The 17,192-nt window shown below is 62.2% G+C and carries 12 protein-coding genes, 2 tRNA genes and 3 rRNA genes; 15 read left to right on the forward strand and 2 right to left on the reverse strand.

What is annotated here, in order from left to right; all coding sequences use genetic code 11:
* Positions 1 to 191 precede the first annotated feature (191 nt).
* The 5 genes from UU9_RS11840 (at position 192) to rrf (ending at position 5,546) form a co-directional block, all read left to right on the forward strand.
* Positions 192 to 1,736 (forward strand): 16S ribosomal RNA (locus tag UU9_RS11840).
* 181 nt (positions 1,737 to 1,917) lie between these two features.
* Positions 1,918 to 1,994 (forward strand) — tRNA-Ile (locus UU9_RS11845).
* An 18-nt stretch (positions 1,995 to 2,012) separates the two neighbouring features.
* A tRNA-Ala gene (locus tag UU9_RS11850) sits at positions 2,013 to 2,088 on the forward strand.
* A gap of 211 nt (positions 2,089 to 2,299) precedes the next feature.
* Positions 2,300 to 5,183: ribosomal RNA gene (locus tag UU9_RS11855) — 23S ribosomal RNA — on the forward strand.
* A 249-nt stretch (positions 5,184 to 5,432) separates the two neighbouring features.
* Positions 5,433 to 5,546 (forward strand): 5S ribosomal RNA (gene rrf / locus UU9_RS11860).
* The 16S, 23S and 5S rRNA genes sit together here with 2 tRNA genes alongside, the layout of an rRNA operon.
* 12 nt (positions 5,547 to 5,558) lie before the next feature.
* Here the strand turns inward: rrf and UU9_RS17960 are convergent.
* The gene (locus tag UU9_RS17960; protein WP_156804272.1) at positions 5,559 to 5,828 is read right to left on the reverse strand and encodes a hypothetical protein; all 270 of its coding nucleotides are present in this window, start codon (positions 5,826 to 5,828) and stop codon (positions 5,559 to 5,561) included.
* Between the two features lie 215 nt (positions 5,829 to 6,043).
* On the opposite strand from UU9_RS17960, the gene UU9_RS11865 reads away from it, so the two are divergent.
* Complete coding sequence (locus tag UU9_RS11865; protein ID WP_007081992.1) at positions 6,044 to 6,610, forward strand: TIGR00645 family protein; 567 nt, start codon at positions 6,044 to 6,046, stop codon at positions 6,608 to 6,610.
* A gap of 71 nt (positions 6,611 to 6,681) precedes the next feature.
* Here UU9_RS11865 and UU9_RS11870 read toward each other — a convergent pair whose 3' ends face one another.
* A complete protein-coding gene (locus tag UU9_RS11870) occupies positions 6,682 to 7,617 on the reverse strand; it encodes a carbohydrate kinase family protein (protein ID WP_007081993.1) in 936 nt (311 codons plus the stop codon).
* A 271-nt stretch (positions 7,618 to 7,888) separates the two neighbouring features.
* Here UU9_RS11870 and UU9_RS11875 point away from each other — a divergent pair, with 271 nt between their 5' ends.
* From UU9_RS11875 to UU9_RS11915, 9 genes are all read left to right on the forward strand, one after another.
* Positions 7,889 to 8,935: a rod shape-determining protein gene (locus UU9_RS11875; RefSeq protein WP_007081994.1), complete on the forward strand. Its 1,047-nt coding sequence runs from the start codon at positions 7,889 to 7,891 to the stop codon at positions 8,933 to 8,935.
* A gap of 30 nt (positions 8,936 to 8,965) precedes the next feature.
* Complete coding sequence (gene mreC / locus UU9_RS11880; RefSeq protein WP_007081995.1) at positions 8,966 to 9,922, forward strand: rod shape-determining protein MreC; 957 nt, start codon at positions 8,966 to 8,968, stop codon at positions 9,920 to 9,922.
* Positions 9,919 to 10,404: a rod shape-determining protein MreD gene (mreD, locus tag UU9_RS11885; protein ID WP_007081996.1), complete on the forward strand. Its 486-nt coding sequence runs from the start codon at positions 9,919 to 9,921 to the stop codon at positions 10,402 to 10,404. Before mreC ends, mreD begins: the two co-directional genes overlap by 4 nt.
* A 16-nt stretch (positions 10,405 to 10,420) precedes the next feature.
* Positions 10,421 to 12,397 carry a penicillin-binding protein 2 gene (gene mrdA / locus UU9_RS11890; RefSeq protein WP_007081997.1) on the forward strand — a complete coding sequence of 659 codons (1,977 nt, stop codon included), beginning with the start codon at positions 10,421 to 10,423 and terminating at the stop codon, positions 12,395 to 12,397.
* Positions 12,394 to 13,509 carry a rod shape-determining protein RodA gene (gene rodA, locus UU9_RS11895; protein ID WP_007081998.1) on the forward strand — a complete coding sequence of 372 codons (1,116 nt, stop codon included), beginning with the start codon at positions 12,394 to 12,396 and terminating at the stop codon, positions 13,507 to 13,509. Before mrdA ends, rodA begins: the two co-directional genes overlap by 4 nt.
* A gap of 96 nt (positions 13,510 to 13,605) precedes the next feature.
* A complete protein-coding gene (gene mltB, locus UU9_RS11900; protein WP_007081999.1) occupies positions 13,606 to 14,613 on the forward strand; it encodes a lytic murein transglycosylase B in 1,008 nt (335 codons plus the stop codon).
* Positions 14,610 to 15,533 (forward strand): septal ring lytic transglycosylase RlpA family protein, encoded by a 924-nt coding sequence (locus UU9_RS11905; RefSeq protein ID WP_007082000.1) that lies wholly within the window; start codon positions 14,610 to 14,612, stop codon positions 15,531 to 15,533. Before mltB ends, UU9_RS11905 begins: the two co-directional genes overlap by 4 nt.
* Positions 15,534 to 15,606: 73 nt before the next feature.
* Positions 15,607 to 16,848, forward strand: a complete 1,242-nt coding sequence (locus UU9_RS11910; protein WP_040670925.1) for a D-alanyl-D-alanine carboxypeptidase family protein — start codon at positions 15,607 to 15,609, stop codon at positions 16,846 to 16,848.
* The gene (locus tag UU9_RS11915; RefSeq protein WP_007082002.1) at positions 16,848 to 17,138 is read left to right on the forward strand and encodes a YbeD family protein; all 291 of its coding nucleotides are present in this window, start codon (positions 16,848 to 16,850) and stop codon (positions 17,136 to 17,138) included. Before UU9_RS11910 ends, UU9_RS11915 begins: the two co-directional genes overlap by 1 nt.
* Positions 17,139 to 17,192: the final 54 nt, after the last annotated feature.

A 17,192-nucleotide genomic window follows, 5' to 3' on the forward strand; every position in this document is an offset into this window, starting at 1 on the left:
CCAAGCGAACGATCTTTGACAGTGTGCGCAGGTGAATTGTGTGGACGTCTTGTGTTGAATGGGTCACGACCTGTCCAAGCAATGCAAGCGTCCCACCAAGAAAAAAGTCAGTAATGAGTTTTGATTGGTTGGGAACCAACGCTTCAGAAAGATAGATGGCCAAATCTGCAAGGATGAGGTTGTCGAAAACTTAAGTGAAGAGTTTGATCCTGGCTCAGATTGAACGCTGGCGGCATGCCTAACACATGCAAGTCGAACGGCAGCACAGAGGAGCTTGCTCCTTGGGTGGCGAGTGGCGGACGGGTGAGTAATGCATCGGGACCTACCCAGACGTGGGGGATAACCTCGGGAAACCGGGACTAATACCGCATACGTCCTACGGGAGAAAGCGGGGGACCTTCGGGCCTCGCGCGGTTGGACGGACCGATGTGCGATTAGCTAGTTGGTAAGGTAATGGCTTACCAAGGCGACGATCGCTAGCTGGTCTGAGAGGATGATCAGCCACACTGGGACTGAGACACGGCCCAGACTCCTACGGGAGGCAGCAGTGGGGAATATTGGACAATGGGCGAAAGCCTGATCCAGCAATGCCGCGTGTGTGAAGAAGGCCCTCGGGTTGTAAAGCACTTTTATCAGGAACGAAATACCACGGGTTAATAACCTATGGGGCTGACGGTACCTGAGGAATAAGCACCGGCTAACTTCGTGCCAGCAGCCGCGGTAATACGAAGGGTGCAAGCGTTAATCGGAATTACTGGGCGTAAAGGGTGCGTAGGCGGTTGTTTAAGTCTGTCGTGAAATCCCCGGGCTCAACCTGGGAATGGCGATGGATACTGGGCAGCTAGAGTGTGTCAGAGGATGGTGGAATTCCCGGTGTAGCGGTGAAATGCGTAGAGATCGGGAGGAACATCAGTGGCGAAGGCGGCCATCTGGGACAACACTGACGCTGAAGCACGAAAGCGTGGGGAGCAAACAGGATTAGATACCCTGGTAGTCCACGCCCTAAACGATGCGAACTGGATGTTGGTCTCAACTCGGAGATCAGTGTCGAAGCTAACGCGTTAAGTTCGCCGCCTGGGGAGTACGGTCGCAAGACTGAAACTCAAAGGAATTGACGGGGGCCCGCACAAGCGGTGGAGTATGTGGTTTAATTCGATGCAACGCGAAGAACCTTACCTGGCCTTGACATGTCCGGAATCCTTGAGAGATCGAGGAGTGCCTTCGGGAATCGGAACACAGGTGCTGCATGGCTGTCGTCAGCTCGTGTCGTGAGATGTTGGGTTAAGTCCCGCAACGAGCGCAACCCTTGTCCTTAGTTGCCAGCACGTAATGGTGGGAACTCTAAGGAGACTGCCGGTGACAAACCGGAGGAAGGTGGGGATGACGTCAAGTCATCATGGCCCTTACGGCCAGGGCTACACACGTACTACAATGGTCGGTACAGAGGGTTGCAATACCGCGAGGTGGAGCCAATCCCAGAAAGCCGATCCCAGTCCGGATCGGAGTCTGCAACTCGACTCCGTGAAGTCGGAATCGCTAGTAATCGCGGATCAGCTATGCCGCGGTGAATACGTTCCCGGGCCTTGTACACACCGCCCGTCACACCATGGGAGTGGGTTGCTCCAGAAGGCGTTAGTCTAACCGCAAGGAGGACGACGCCCACGGAGTGGTCCATGACTGGGGTGAAGTCGTAACAAGGTAGCCGTATCGGAAGGTGCGGCTGGATCACCTCCTTTCAAGAAATGACGGCGTGAGTCACTCACGCAAGACGTCCACACAAGACACCTGTACTTTACGCGAAGTCCGTTTCGCGAAGAGCGAACATCAAAACCGCACATCCATGTGCGGACTCTTCAGGAACAGCCGCTTCGAACCGAGTTCCAGCCAGCCTGGTTAGGTTCTGGGGGTTCAATCTCTGGGTCTGTAGCTCAGGTGGTTAGAGCGCACCCCTGATAAGGGTGAGGCCGGTGGTTCGAGTCCACCCAGACCCACCATTATGCCAAGGTTTCCTTGGGGCCTTAGCTCAGCTGGGAGAGCACCTGCTTTGCAAGCAGGGGGTCGTCGGTTCGATCCCGACAGGCTCCACCAAGGTTCGATCGGACGCGTGAAGTATCAGCACACACAAGATTTGTTGAAATCATCCGGCATTGAGGCCGGTATGATGTTCTTTGAAAATACATAAACGAGTGACAAGCGTCTTGGTTCGAAACCGAACCGAGGCAAGTGTTAAGGCACGAAAACGAAGTAACTTGGCTGCACCTGATGAGGGTGCATGCCCCGAGGCGACTTGGGGTTATATGGTCAAGCGACTAAGCGTATACGGTGGATGCCTTGGCAGTCAGAGGCGATGAAGGACGTGGCAGCCTGCGAAAAGTGTCGGGGAGCTGGCAACAAGCTTTGATCCGGCAATGTCCGAATGGGGAAACCCACCGCGCAAGCGGTACCGTGCACTGAATACATAGGTGTACGGGGCGAACCCGGGGAACTGAAATATCTAAGTACCCGGAGGAAAAGAAATCAACCGAGATTCCCTGAGTAGCGACGAGCGAACGGGGACTAGCCCAAAAGCACATTATGTTTTAGTCAAACGGGATGGAAAGCCCGGCCATAGATGGTGATAGCCCAGTCGACGAAAAGGCATTTTGTGTGAAATTGAGTAAGGCGGGGCACGTGAAACCTTGTCTGAACATGGGGGGACCATCCTCCAAGGCTAAATACTACTGACTGACCGATAGCGAACTAGTACCGTGAGGGAAAGGCGAAAAGAACCCCGGAGAGGGGAGTGAAATAGACCCTGAAACCGTATACGTACAAGCAGTGGAAGCCCGCAAGGGTGACTGCGTACCTTTTGTATAATGGGTCAGCGACTTACTGTCTGTGGCAAGCTTAACCGTATAGGGGAGGCGAAGAGAAATCGAGTCTGAATAGGGCGCATAGTCTCAGGCAGTAGACCCGAAACCGAGTGATCTATCCTTGGCCAGGTTGAAGGTGCGGTAACACGCACTGGAGGACCGAACCCACATCTGTTGCAATAGATGGGGATGAGCTGAGGATAGGAGTGAAAGGCTAAACAAACTCGGAGATAGCTGGTTCTCCTCGAAAGCTATTTAGGTAGCGCCTCGGACGAATCTTCCTGGGGGTAGAGCACTGTTATGGCTAGGGGGTCATCGCGACTTACCAAACCATGGCAAACTCCGAATACCAGGACAGACTATCCGGGAGACACACGGCGGGTGCTAACGTCCGTCGTGAAAAGGGAAACAACCCAGACCCGCAGCTAAGGTCCCCAAGTCATGGCTAAGTGGAAAACGATGTGGAAAGGCATAGACAGCCAGGAGGTTGGCTTAGAAGCAGCCATCCTTTAAAGAAAGCGTAATAGCTCACTGGTCGAGTCGGTCTGCGCGGAAGATTTAACGGGGCTAAGCCATGCACCGAAGCTCGGGGTGTGCACATTTATGTGTACGCGGTAGAGGAGCGTTCCGTAAGCCTGTGAAGGTGTGTTGTAAAGCATGCTGGAGGTATCGGAAGTGCGAATGCTGACATGAGTAACGATAATGGGGGTGAAAAGCCCCCACGCCGAAAGCCCAAGGTTTCCTCGCGCAACGTTCATCGGCGCAGGGTGAGTCGGCCCCTAAGGCGAGGCAGAAATGCGTAGTCGATGGGAAGCAGGTTAATATTCCTGCACTTTTCTTAAGTGCGATGTGGGGACGGAGAAGGTTAGGTCTACCGGGCGTTGGTTGTCCCGGGGAAAGGCGGTAGGCATGGGTCTTAGGCAAATCCGGGACCCTTTATGCCGAGCACCGAGACGAGTCCTATTTTGGACGAAGTGACTGATACCACGCTTCCAGGAAAAGCCACTAAGCTTCAGCTTAAGAAAAACCGTACCGTAAACCGACACTGGTAGGCAGGGTGAGAATCCCAAGGCGCTTGAGAGAACTCGGGTGAAGGAACTAGGCAAAATGGCACCGTAACTTCGGGAGAAGGTGCGCCCCTTGGTGTGGTCACGTGCGTGACTGAGCATCGAGGGGTCGCAGTAACCTGGCCGCTGCGACTGTTTATCAAAAACACAGCACTCTGCAAACACGAAAGTGGACGTATAGGGTGTGACGCCTGCCCGGTGCTGGAAGGTTAATTGATGGGGTCAGCCGCAAGGCGAAGCTCTTGATCGAAGCCCCAGTAAACGGCGGCCGTAACTATAACGGTCCTAAGGTAGCGAAATTCCTTGTCGGGTAAGTTCCGACCTGCACGAATGGCGTAACGACAGCGGCGCTGTCTCCACCCGAGACTCAGTGAAATTGAATTCGCTGTGAAGATGCAGCGTTCCCGCGGCAAGACGGAAAGACCCCGTGAACCTTTACTATAGCTTTACATTGAACGTTGAGTTCTTCTGTGTAGGATAGGTGGGAGGCTTTGAAGTGCAGGCGCTAGCTTGCATGGAGCCATCCTTGAAATACCACCCTGAAGTGCTTGACGTTCTAACCTCGGCCCGTTATCCGGGTCAGGGACCATGTATGGTGGGTAGTTTGACTGGGGCGGTCTCCTCCCAAAGAGTAACGGAGGAGCACGAAGGTACGCTCAGCGCGGTCGGACATCGCGCACTGTGTGCAAAGGCATAAGCGTGCTTGACTGCGAGATCGACGGATCAAGCAGGTACGAAAGTAGGTCTTAGTGATCCGGTGGTTCTGTATGGAAGGGCCATCGCTCAACGGATAAAAGGTACTCCGGGGATAACAGGCTGATACCGCCCAAGAGTTCATATCGACGGCGGTGTTTGGCACCTCGATGTCGGCTCATCACATCCTGGGGCTGTAGCCGGTCCCAAGGGTATGGCTGTTCGCCATTTAAAGTGGTACGCGAGCTGGGTTCAGAACGTCGTGAGACAGTTCGGTCCCTATCTGTCGTGGGCGTTGGAGATTTGAGGGGGGCTGCTCCTAGTACGAGAGGACCGGAGTGGACGTTCCGCTGGTGTTCGGGTTGTCATGCCCATGGCATTGCCCGGTAGCTATGAACGGAAGTGATAACCGCTGAAAGCATCTAAGCGGGAAGCACGCCCCAAGATGAGATCTCCCGAGAGCTTGACTCTCCTTAAGGCACCATCAAGACCAGGTGGTTGATAGGTCAGGTGTGGAAGTGCAGCAATGCATGGAGCTAACTGATACTAATGAGCCGTGCGGCTTGACCATATAACCCCAAGACGCTTCGCAACACGTGCAGATCCCTCTGCGAAGGCCCAGCCATCCATGGCTGGACTCATCGAAAGAGCGACTCTTGGCACAAGCCAACGTTTGATTCGAATTCACCTCGACGCTTGTCACTCGTTTATGTTCTATTCCACGTGAGTTTCCACTCACGGAAGAGATTGATCCGCTTCAATGGATCGGTCTTTTCAAGAAGATGTGGAGCCGGCGCCAACGCGCTGCTCCCACCCCTTCCCTGGCGGCCATAGCGGCGTGGTACCACCTGATCCCATCCCGAACTCAGAAGTGAAACGCGCATGCGCCGATGGTAGTGTGGCTCGCCCATGCAAGAGTAGGTCACCGCCAGGGGCTTTATCCTGATCAACCCTCACCGGAAACGGTGGGGGTTTTTCTTTTGCGCGGCTCCTTTTTATCCGGCTGACGAAGTGCATCGTCCGGATCCTGGATGGCGCGTTTGAGTGCGGTTTCCATCGATATCTGGTGCGTGTTCACGCGCCGAGTCGATGCGGCGGACCAGCGCCACACATGATGCGCGCGATATGGGTCAAGCTGATGCTCATCTATGATGGGGGAGGCGCGCCATGTCGCGCTCCTGAGGAGTGCGCACTTTGTCCGGCTGACGAAGTGCATCGTCCGGATCCTGGATGGCGTGTTTGTGGGTGGTTTCCATCGGTAGCGGCGCAGGTCTTGTTCAGGCCGACGAATGCCAGGCTCGTCCGGGCGAGTTTTGATGGCCGCCTGTCCCGAAGTAAAGAGCCGGACAAATTGTCGCGGCAGCTCGGTGTGGCGACGATAGCTCCGCTTGGATCGGTAGAATCGAACGCCTTTCCCCATAGCGAACGCGAATGACGACTTTCAACCAAAGCCGCCTGGGTTCCCTGTCGTACCTGATCTTTTCTTCGCGCTGGCTGCAACTGCCCCTGTACCTGGGACTGATCGTTGCCCAAGGCATTTATGTCGTGCAATTCCTGCGGGAGCTTTGGCACCTGGTGGAAACCACCTTGTTCCATGGCGGCATCGATGCTGCCGGTGGAGCCGACAGTGCCGAGGCGACCATCATGCTGACCGTGCTCGGTCTGATCGACGTGGTGATGATTTCCAATCTGCTGGTGATGGTGATCGTCGGCGGTTACGAGACGTTCGTGTCGCGCCTGCGCCTGGAAGGGCATCCGGATCAGCCGGAGTGGTTGTCACACGTCAATGCCACCGTGCTGAAAGTGAAGCTGGCGATGGCGATCATTGGGATCTCCTCGATTCACCTGCTGGCCACCTTCATCAAGGCGCGCAGCATGGATGGCGAAACGATCATGTGGCAGATCCTGCTGCACCTGACCTTCGTGGTGTCGGCGGTCGCGCTGGCGTACATCGACCGACTGACGCTGCCAGCGGGCAAGCACGCGCCCACTCACTGAGAACCCGCGCCCGAATCCTCGCGGGTCAGGCGGGTATTCGCGGCAGGCGCCGTCAGGGTGCGATGCGGCGATCAGTCCAGCGCGTAACCGAACTGGCTGAGGAACTCCGCTGCGAACTCGTCGTAGCTGAAATGCTGGTTCTGCGTACCGGGGTGCTCCACTTTAAGCGCGCCCATCAACGAGGCCATGCGACCCACGGTGGGCCAGTCCTTGCCGCGCATGATGCCGAAGATCAGGCCGGCGCGATATGCATCGCCGCAACCGGTCGGATCCACCACCGCGCGCTCGCGTGCCGGCGGGATCTGGTGCGTTTCGGTGCCGGCGTGGATGACCGAACCGCGCGGTCCCTGGGTCACGATGTAGGCCCTCACATGCGAGGCGATTTCCTCGGCGCTCCAGCCCGTGCGGGCCTGCAGCATCTGGGACTCGTAGTCGTTGACGATGACGTAAGTCGATTTGCCGATCATCGAGCGGAATTCGTCGCCGCTGAACAGCGGCATCGCCTGGCCGGGATCGAAGATGAAGGGCACGCCGCGGGCGGCGAATTCATCCACATGCTGCAGCATGGCCTCGCGGCCATCCGGTGCCACGATGGCGAAATCGATCTGCGGGATATCGCGGACGTGATTTTCGTGCGCGCTGGACATCGCACCGGGATGGAAGGCGGTGATCTGGTTGTTGTCCAGATCGGTGGTGATGAAACACTGCGGAGTGAACTGGTCGTCGAACTCGCGCACGCTGCTCAGGCGAATTCCGCACTGTTCCAGATGCTTGCGGTAGGGTGCGAAATCCTGGCCCACCGTGGCGACCGGCAGCGGATCGCCGCCCAGCAACTTCAGGTTGTACGCGATATTGCCCGCGCAGCCGCCGAACTCGCGCCGCATTGCCGGCACCAGAAACGACACGTTGAGGATGTGCACCTGCTCGGGCAGGATGTGATTCTTGAACTGGTCCTGGAACACCATGATGGTGTCGTAGGCCAGCGATCCGCAGATGACGGCAGGCATGATGGGTGAAGGGTCCCGGATTGTGTGGGATGCCGCGCAGGGCAGCAGAATGGGGCCGATGGACGGCCCGGGCCAAAGGGTCGAATGCTACCGCGAATACGCACAATTCGCGACTTGGTTGCTTCGCGCGAAGTTCGTCCGCCGATGCAGAAAACGTGCTTATCATCGTGTTGTACAAGGCTTTCTTAACGTTATTGTCCTTGCGTGGACGGGTAACGCTGACTAGACTGGCGAGCTTGATTTTTGCTCAATATCGGCGCACGGCGGACCCATGTTCAAGAAGTTTCGCGGGATCTTTTCCAACGACATCTCCATCGATCTCGGCACGGCGAACACGCTGATCTATGTGCGCGGCCAGGGCATCGTGCTGAACGAGCCATCGGTGGTGGCGATCCGCCAGGATCGCGGTCCCGGCGGTCCGCGCACGATTGCGGCGGTGGGCGGCGACGCCAAGCGCATGCTGGGCCGCACCCCGGGCAACATCGCCACGGTGCGCCCGATGAAGGACGGCGTGATCGCCGACTTCACCATGACCGAGGCGATGCTGCAGCATTTCATCAAGCAGGTGCACAAGTCGCGCCTGTTGCGTCCCAGCCCGCGCGTGCTGGTGTGCGTGCCCTGCGGTTCGACCCAGGTCGAGCGTCGCGCCATCAAGGAGTCGGCCGAAGGCGCCGGCGCGCGCGACGTGTTCCTGATCGAGGAACCGATGGCCGCCGCGATCGGCGCCGGCATCCCGGTGCACGAGGCGCGCGGCGCGATGGTGCTGGACATTGGCGGTGGCACGTCCGAGGTAGCGGTGATCTCCCTCAACGGCATCGTCTACTCGCAGTCGGTGCGCGTGGGCGGCGATCGCTTCGACGAGGCGATCATCAACTACGTGCGACGCAACCACGGCACCCTGATCGGCGAATCGACGGCCGAGAAGATCAAGCTGCAGATCGGCTGCGCCTTCCCGCAGAGTGAAGTGCGCGAGATCGAGATCTCCGGGCGCAACCTGGCCGAGGGCGTGCCGCGCATGTTCACGGTCAACTCCAACGAGATCCTCGAAGCGCTGCACGAGCCGCTGGCCGGCATCGTGGCGGCGGTGAAGTCGGCGCTGGAGCAGACGCCGCCGGAGCTCTGCTCCGACGTGGCCGAGCGCGGCATCGTGCTGACCGGTGGTGGCGCGCTGCTGCGTGATCTCGACCGCCTGATTTCGGAAGAGACCGGCCTGCACGTGCAGGTGGCCGACGACCCGCTGACCTGCGTGGCGCGTGGCGGCGGCAAGGCGCTGGAGCTGATCGACCAGCACGGCAGCGATTTCTTCGCTCCCGAATAATTCACGGCATCCGGGGGACCAAGGGCCGCCATGGCGCATGCGCGCGACGAATCCTCGCCGCTGTTCGCCGGCAATGCTGCCGGCACGCTGCGACTGATTTTCTATCTGGCACTGGCCGTGGTGCTGATGGTGCTCGACCAGCGCAATGGCTGGATGTGGCGCGCGCGCGATGCCGCGGCGGCGGTGGTCGAGCCGGTCTATCGACTGGCGGGTCTCCCGGTTGCCGGCATGCGCACGCTCAGCGTGGCGTTCGGCGACCGCCAGCACCTGACCGAGCAAAACCAGCGCCTGCGAGAGGACCTGCTGCTGGCCAACGCCAAGTTGAATCGGATGGCCGCGGTGGCGCAGCAGAACCAGCATCTGAAGGAATTGCTCGACACCCGGCACAGCCTTGAACTCAACGTGCAACTGGCGCGGGTCATCGGCGTGGATCTGGGCGCCTACAGTCATCGGCTGATGCTCAATGTCGGTGCGCGCGACGGCGTCAAGCCAGGGCAACCGGTGATCGACGCGCACGGCGTGATGGGGCAGGTGATCGAGAGTTTGCCTACCACCTCGGTGGTGATGCTGGTGACCGATCCCGCGCACGCCATTCCGGTGGTGGTCGAACGTACGGGATTGCGCACGGTGGCCTACGGCTCGCGCGGCGGCGACCAGCTTGTGCTGCCCACGATCCCGCTGGCCGCCGACGTGCAGCCGGGCGATCAATTGCTGACGTCCGGACTTGGCGGGCGCTTCCCGCCCGGATTTCCGGTAGGACGGGTCACCGAGGTGGCGCCCGCCGCCACCGGCATGTTCCTGGTTGCCCAGGTGCAGCCGGCGGCCGATATCGGTCGCAGCGAAGACGTCCTGCTGCTGCATGACCAAGCTGAGCCGGATGGTCCGCCGGCGCCGGCCAAACCGATGGGGCCGCCCAGCGAGCTCGCACCGGCGAATGCGGCCGACGCACCAGCGACGCCGCCAGCCCCAGCGGGAGTATCGCGATGAATCGCCTGAGTCTGATGCGCTGGTGGTTCACCGCGACGCTGGTAGTCGCGCTGCTGCTGATGCTGGTGCCGTTGCCCGGTCCGCTGGCGCCGTTCAAGCCGTACTGGCCGGCCCTGGTTCTGCTGTACTGGTCGCTCGAATCCGAGGATCGGGTCACCCTGGGTCTGGCGTTTGCGGTGGGTCTGGGTGCCGACGTGGTCAACGGCGTGGTCCTGGGCGAACAGGCCTTGCGGCTGTGCGCGCTTGTGTTCATCGCCCTGCGCTTCCGTTCGCGGCTGCGTTTTTTCCCGATGTGGCAGCAGTCCCTTGCGGTGTTGGTGCTGTTGTTGAACGACCGCGTGCTGCTGCTGCTGGTGCGCCTCCTGGGCGGCGCGTCGCTGCCACCGGCCAGTTGGTGGATTGCGCCGTTCGTGGGCGCGGCGCTGTGGCCTTTCCTGTTCCTGCTGCTCGACGACCTGCGCGCGCGCTGGCGGATCCAATGAAGCGCGATCCCGTGACATGAAGCGTCGGTCGATCAAGGACACCCGCCATGAGGGTGCGTTGTTCCGGCGCCGGGCTCTGGTCGGTTTTGCCCTGATCGTGGTGAGCCTGGGCCTGCTGATGGCCCGCTTCGCCTATCTGCAGGTAGTGCGCCACGACGAGTTTGTCACCCGTGCGCAGAACAACCGGGTCAAGCCGCGCGCGATCCCGCCCGCGCGCGGCCTCATCTACGATCGCAACGGCGTGCTGCTGGCCGACAACGTGCCGGCGTTCCGGCTTGAGGTGGTGCCGGAGCAGGTCAAGGACATGCCCGCGTTGCTGGCGCAACTGGGCCGGGTGGTTCCGCTGGACCACGATGACCTGGACGCCTTCGCCAAGCAGCTCAAGCAGAACCGCCGCTTCGAGAGCGTGCCGCTGAAAATGCACCTCACCGAAGACGAAATCGACCGCTTCGCGGTCAATCGCTGGCGCTTTCCCGGCGTCGACGTGGTGCCCTACCTGACCCGGCGCTATCCGCTGGGCGAGGCCTTTGCGCATGTCGTGGGTTATGTCGGGCGCATCGACGCCGACGATGTCGATCGCCTCGACCCGGTGCGTTACAAGGGCACCAGCCACGTCGGCCGCAGCGGTGTCGAGCGGTCCTACGAAGACATGCTCCATGGCCAGCCCGGCTACGAACTGGTCGAGGTCAATGCCGACGGCCGCACCCAGCGCGTGCTGGAAACCCATGCGCCCACGCCAGGCAGCAACCTCTACCTCAGCATCGATTCCCGCTTGCAGAGGGCGGCCGAGGCGGCGTTCGAGGGGCGTCCCGGGGCGGCGGTGGCGATCGATCCGCGCAACGGCCAGGTGCTGGCCATGGTCAGCGTGCCCACGTTCGACCCGAACCTGTTCGTCAACGGCATCAGCCAGGTCGATTACGACGCGCTGACCCACAACCCCGACAAGCCGCTGTACAACCGCGCGCTGCGTGGCGTCTATCCGCCCGGTTCGACAGTGAAGCCGCTGGTGGGGCTGGCCGGGCTGGAAACCGGTTTTCGCAAGCCGCAGGACACCGTGTTTTCCACCGGCGTGTTCTACATCCCCGGCCAGTCGCGCGGTTATCGCGACGATGTTCGCGGTGGCAGCGGGCGGGTCAACCTGATGCAGGCGATCGAGCAATCGGTCAACACCTACTTCTACAAGCTGGCGCTGGACATGGGCATCGACCGGCTCAGCAGCTACTTGGCGAAATTCAGCTTTGGCCGTCCCACCGGGGTCGACCTGATCGGCGAAGCGTCCGGCGTGCTGCCTTCGCGCGCATGGAAGGCGGCGCATTCCAGGGAGCCGTGGTATCCCGGTGAAACGGTGATCGCCGGCATCGGGCAGGGTTACTGGGCGGTGACGCCGCTGCAGTTGGCGCACGCCATCGCCACCTTCGCCGGCCACGGCATACCGTACGAACCGCGCGTGGTGATGGCCACCCAGCAAGGCATGGATGCGCCCCGCAAGCCGCTGCCCAATCCACCCTCCGGCCCTTCGCTGATCGCCAACCCCGCCGACTGGGACGCGGTGAACCAGGGCATGCAGATGGTGATCTACGGCGCCAAGGGCACCGGGCGTACGCTGGCGGCGGGCTTTCCGTACCTGATGGCTGGCAAGAGCGGCACCGCCGAGCGTTTCTCGCGTACCACCAACGCCTACGACACCAACCGCAATACCGCCTATCTCGCCAGTCGCCATCGCGCGTGGTTCGTGGCTTATGCGCCGGCCGACAACCCGCAGATCGCGGTAGCGGTGCTGCTGGAATCGGGCGCGTGGGGCGCCTCCGCGTCCGGCCCGATCGTGCGCAAGATCCTCGACGTATGGTTGGCCGAGCAGGGTGGCGTGCTGGCCGGGGCGACGCGCTTGCCTGCACCCACGACGGCCGCCGCTCGCACGCCACTGCCAGCCACCACGCCGACCGACGATGAGGAAATCCCCGTCGCGCCGCTGCCGGAGGGAGGCACGCCATGATCGAAATGCTGTACGTCCGCGGGCGGCGGTTTCTGCGCCGGATCATGACCCGTCCACGCATCGATCTGCCGCTGGCCACGGGCTTGCTGCTGCTGGCCTTTATCGGCCTGGTGACGCTTTACAGCGCGGGCGACGGCAACCTCGCGCTGGTGGGCGGGCAGGCCGGGCGCTTCGCGCTCGGTGGTGCGTTGCTGCTGCTGATCTCGCGCATTCCGCCGCAGGTGCTGCGCAGCTGGACGCCATGGCTGTACGCCGGCAGCACCGCGTTGCTGGTGGTGGTGGCGGTGCTGGGCGAGGGGCGTGGCTCGATCCGCTGGCTGGATCTTGGCGTGATGCGCTTTCAGCCGTCCGAACTGTTGAAGTTGACGATGCCGATGATGGTGGCCTGGTACCTGCACCCGCGCCGCTTGCCACCGGGTTGGGGCGACATCGCCGTGGTCGGCCTGCTGATCGCGATCCCCGCCGGATTGATCGCCGAGCAACCGGATCTGGGCACGGCGGTGCTGGTGACCGCCGCCGGCACGTTCGCGCTGTTCCTTTCCGGCATGGCGTGGTGGCGCATCGGCGTGCTGCTGGCGGCGGTAGGCGGCATGATTCCGGTGGCGTGGCATTTCCTGCATCAATACCAGCGCGACCGCGTGTTGACCCTGCTCAATCCGGAGTCCGACCCGCTGGGCAACGGCTGGCACATCATCCAGTCGCAGATCGCCGTGGGCTCGGGCGGCATCTTCGGCAAGGGCTGGCAGCACAGTACGCAGTCGCGGCTGGATTTCCTGCCCGAGCACACCACCGACTTCATCTTCGCGGTGTTTTCCGAGGAGTTCGGCCTGGTCGGCGTCGCCGCGCTGATCACGCTTTACGCCTTCATCATCGGCCGCTGCCTGTGGATCGCGATGGAGGCGCGCGAGACGTATTCGCGGCTGCTGGCCGGCGCCATCGGCATGAGCTTCTTCGTCTACGTGTTCGTCAACGGCGGCATGATCGCGGGCATGCTGCCGGTGGTCGGCGTGCCCTTGCCGTTGATCAGCTATGGCGGCACGTCGGCGGTGTCGTTGCTGGTGGCTTTCGGTGTGTTGATGTCGATCCACGCCAATCGCAAGCGGCATGCATGAACGCGGTCATGCCACGCGCCCAGGGCTGCCCCAAGTTGCCGCGGCGTGCGTGTTAGGCTTTCGAGCGACCTCCGCCATTTCGCAAGCGAAGCTTCCATGACTGTTATCCGCGCCTCGCGCCATGCCGGCTTCCTGGCCGCCCTCATCGTGCCCTTGCTGTGTGTCGCGCCGGTTTCGGCGCAGACGCATCCGGGCCAGGCGGCGCTGGTGCAGGAGGTGGTGCGCGATACCGGCAAGGATGCCGCCGCCTTGAACGCGCTGCTTGACGGCGCCAAGCGGCAGCAGAGCATTCTCGATGCGATCAGCCGCCCGGCCGAAGCCAAGCCGTGGCGTGATTACCGCCCCATCTTTGTCACCGACAAGCGCATCAATGATGGCATCGCGTTCTACCGCGAACACCGCGACCTGTTGCAGCGGATCGGCGCGCAGTACGGCGTGGACCCGGCCTACATCGTGGCGATCGTGGGTGTGGAAACCAGCTACGGCCGCAACACCGGCAGCTACAAGGTGCTCGATGCGCTGGTGACGCTGGGCCTGTATTACCCGCCGCGGGCGAAGTTCTTCCGCGAGCAGTTGAAGGAGTTGCTGGAAATGCCGGCCAATCACCTGGCCGGCCCGCTCGATACGCTCACCGGTTCGTACGCCGGCGCGCAGGGCTGGGGCCAGTTCATGCCCACCAGCATTCGCGACTTCGCAGTGGACGCCGATCAGGATGGCCGCATCGACCTGCAGGGTTCGCTGCCGGACATCTTCGCCAGTGTGGCCAATTACTTTGCCGGCCACGGCTGGGTCAGCGGCGAGCCGGTGGCGGCGCGCGCACAGCCCGATGCCGGCGCGCGACCGATCACCATCAAGGACAGCCGGCCGCGCTGGCCGCTGGAGCAACTGGAAGCCTGGGGCTACGCGCCGCTGCAGTCGCTGCCGCCCGCGCAGATGACCACCTTGCAGACGCTCGATGGCGTCAACGGGCCCGAGTACTGGTTCACGTTCCAGAATTTTTACGTCATCACCCGCTACAACCGCAGCCCGCTGTACGCGATGTCGGTGCATCAGCTGGCACAGGCGATCGCCGCCGGCGTCGGCCAGGCGGATGGCGCGCGATGAAGTGGTGGCGCGCGTCGCTGGCGCTGGCCGCGTTGTCGTTGCTGGCCGGTTGCGGCGGCCACAAGACGAAACCCTCGCGCGGCGGCCATGCCACCCATCAACAGGACGGGGCTCGCCCGGGCACATCGTCGTCGTCCTCCAGCGACCGCTTTCATGACGACCTCAGCCGGCCGCAGAGCAGCCGCTACCGTGATCGCAGCGACAGCATTCCGGACGGCCCGATTCCCGACATCGGCAAGTTGATCGAGCCGGTGCCCAAGGTCGAGCCGCGCTCGCTGTACGGCAACAAGTCGCCCTATACCGTGCTCGGCCGCAGCTACAAGGTGCTGCCCACGGCGCGCGGCTACGACGAGCGCGGCATCGCCTCGTTCTACGGCAACAAGTTCCACGGCTACAAGACGTCCAGCCTGGAAACCTACGACATGTACGCGTTCAGCGCCGCCAGCCCCACGCTGCCGCTGCCCAGTTACGCGCGGGTAACCAATCTGGAAAACGGCAAGAGCGTGATCGTGCGGGTGAACGACCGCGGCCCGTTCCACGCCAACCGGCTGATCGACCTGTCCTACGCGGCGGCGGTGCGGATCGGCATCTGGCCCAAGGGCACCGGCCTGGTCGAGGTGCGCGGGATCGACCCGCGGCAGCCGGGTCAGGAACTGCCACCGCCGCCCGTGGTCACACGCGGGCATCCCGGGCTGTATCTGCAAGTGGGCGCGTTCGCCAATACCGACAACGCCAATCGCCTGGCGCAGCGTTTGCGCGAGGCCAACGTGGGTGCGGTGCAGGTCAGCGATGTCGACGTCAACGGGCAGCGCGTGCGCCGCGTGCGGGTCGGGCCGCTGGTGGATGTCGATCGCGCCGATGCGGTCAGCGCCCGGATCGAGGGCATGGGTCTGCCACGGCCGCAGGTCGCGGTAGACTGAGCAACATTTGCAGCACCATTTCACCGACGCCGGCGATCGCGACGCCGGCCTCAAGACCGGACTGAATCACACGATGAATTTTCTTCGCCGCACCCTGATCCCGTTTGCCGCCGCCAGCCTGTTGTTCGGCGTTGCGCTCGCCCAGACGCCACCGCGCCCGTCGCCCGTGCCGCGCCCGGTGGTGCCTGACGCGCCGGTGCCGCCGCCGCCGGATGTCGACGGCAAGAGCTGGGTGCTGATGGATTACGCCACGGGGCAGATCCTGGCCAGCAAGGATCCGGACCTGCGCGTGGAGCCCGCGTCGATCACCAAGATCATGACCGACTACGTGGTCTCGGCCGAGGTCGCCAACGGCAAGGTCCACATGAGCGACCCGGTGACCATCAGCGAGAACGCCTGGCGCGGCGGAGGTGCCGGCACCGACGGCTCCACCAGCTTCCTCAAGCTCAACAGCCAGGTTCCGCTGAAGGACCTGCTCTACGGCATGATCATCCAGTCCGGCAACGACGCGGCGATCGCGCTGGCCGAGCACACGGCCGGTTCCGAGTCCTCGTTTGCGGCGCTGATGAACGCCTATGCCAAGCAGTTGGGCATGGTCAATTCTCACTTCCGCAACGCGTCGGGTTATCCGATCGAGGATCACTACACCACCGCGCATGACGTGGCGATCCTGTCGCGCGCGCTGATCCACGACTTCCCCGAGGACTACGCGATCTCCGCGGTGAAGGAGTTCGAGTGGAACGGCATCAAGCAGCACAACCGCAACACCCTGCTGTGGCGCGACCCCAGCGTGGACGGCATCAAGACCGGCCACACCGCGGCCGCCGGCTACTGCCTGGCCGCATCGGCCAAGCAGGGCGAGTCGCGGATGATCGCCATCGTGATGGGCGCCAGCAGCGAGAAGGCGCGCGCGGATTCGGCGATGGCGCTGCTCAACTATGGCTTCCGCTTCTACGAAACGCACAAGCTGTACGAAGCCGGCAAGGCGCTGGTGACACCGCGGCTGTGGAAGGGCGAGAGCAACCAGCTGCCGCTGGGCGCTGCCGAGGACGTGCGGGTGACGGTGAAGCGTGGTGACTACGACAAGCTCAAGGCCACCATGGACATTCCCGCCACCCTGATCGCGCCGTTCACGAAGGGCCAGCAAGTGGGCACCCTGCGCGTCACCCTGGCCGGCCAGCCGGTGCAGAACGTGCCGCTGGTGGCGTTGGCCGATGCGCCCAAGGGCGGCTTCTTCTCGCGCCTGTGGGACACCATCCTGTTGTGGTTCCACGGCAGCAAGGACAAGACCGAGCCGGCCGCGGACGCGAAATAATGCAACCGATCGACTTCACCAGGGCGAAGCAGGAAGGCAAGGGATTCCAGTTCCCCGGTGATTTCGAGATCACCGCGGTGGGCAGCGCCAGCGCCGACCTGCCCGCACGGGTACCGCAACTGCTGGAGCAGGCGGGGCTGAAAGTGCTGCACGAAAGCGTGCGCCATCGGCATTCCGGTGGCGGCAATTTCGTCTCCGTCACGGTCAGCTTCCGGTGCGAGAACCGCGAGCAATACGAGGCCGCGCACGTCGCGCTGCGCGAGAGTCCGGATATCCGGTATACGTTGTAGCCGGGAATGGAGAATCGGGAATGGGGAATCGCAAGAGCCCCTCCGAGAACATGC

This window comes from Rhodanobacter fulvus Jip2, assembly GCF_000264315.1.
Taxonomy (GTDB): domain Bacteria; phylum Pseudomonadota; class Gammaproteobacteria; order Xanthomonadales; family Rhodanobacteraceae; genus Rhodanobacter; species Rhodanobacter fulvus.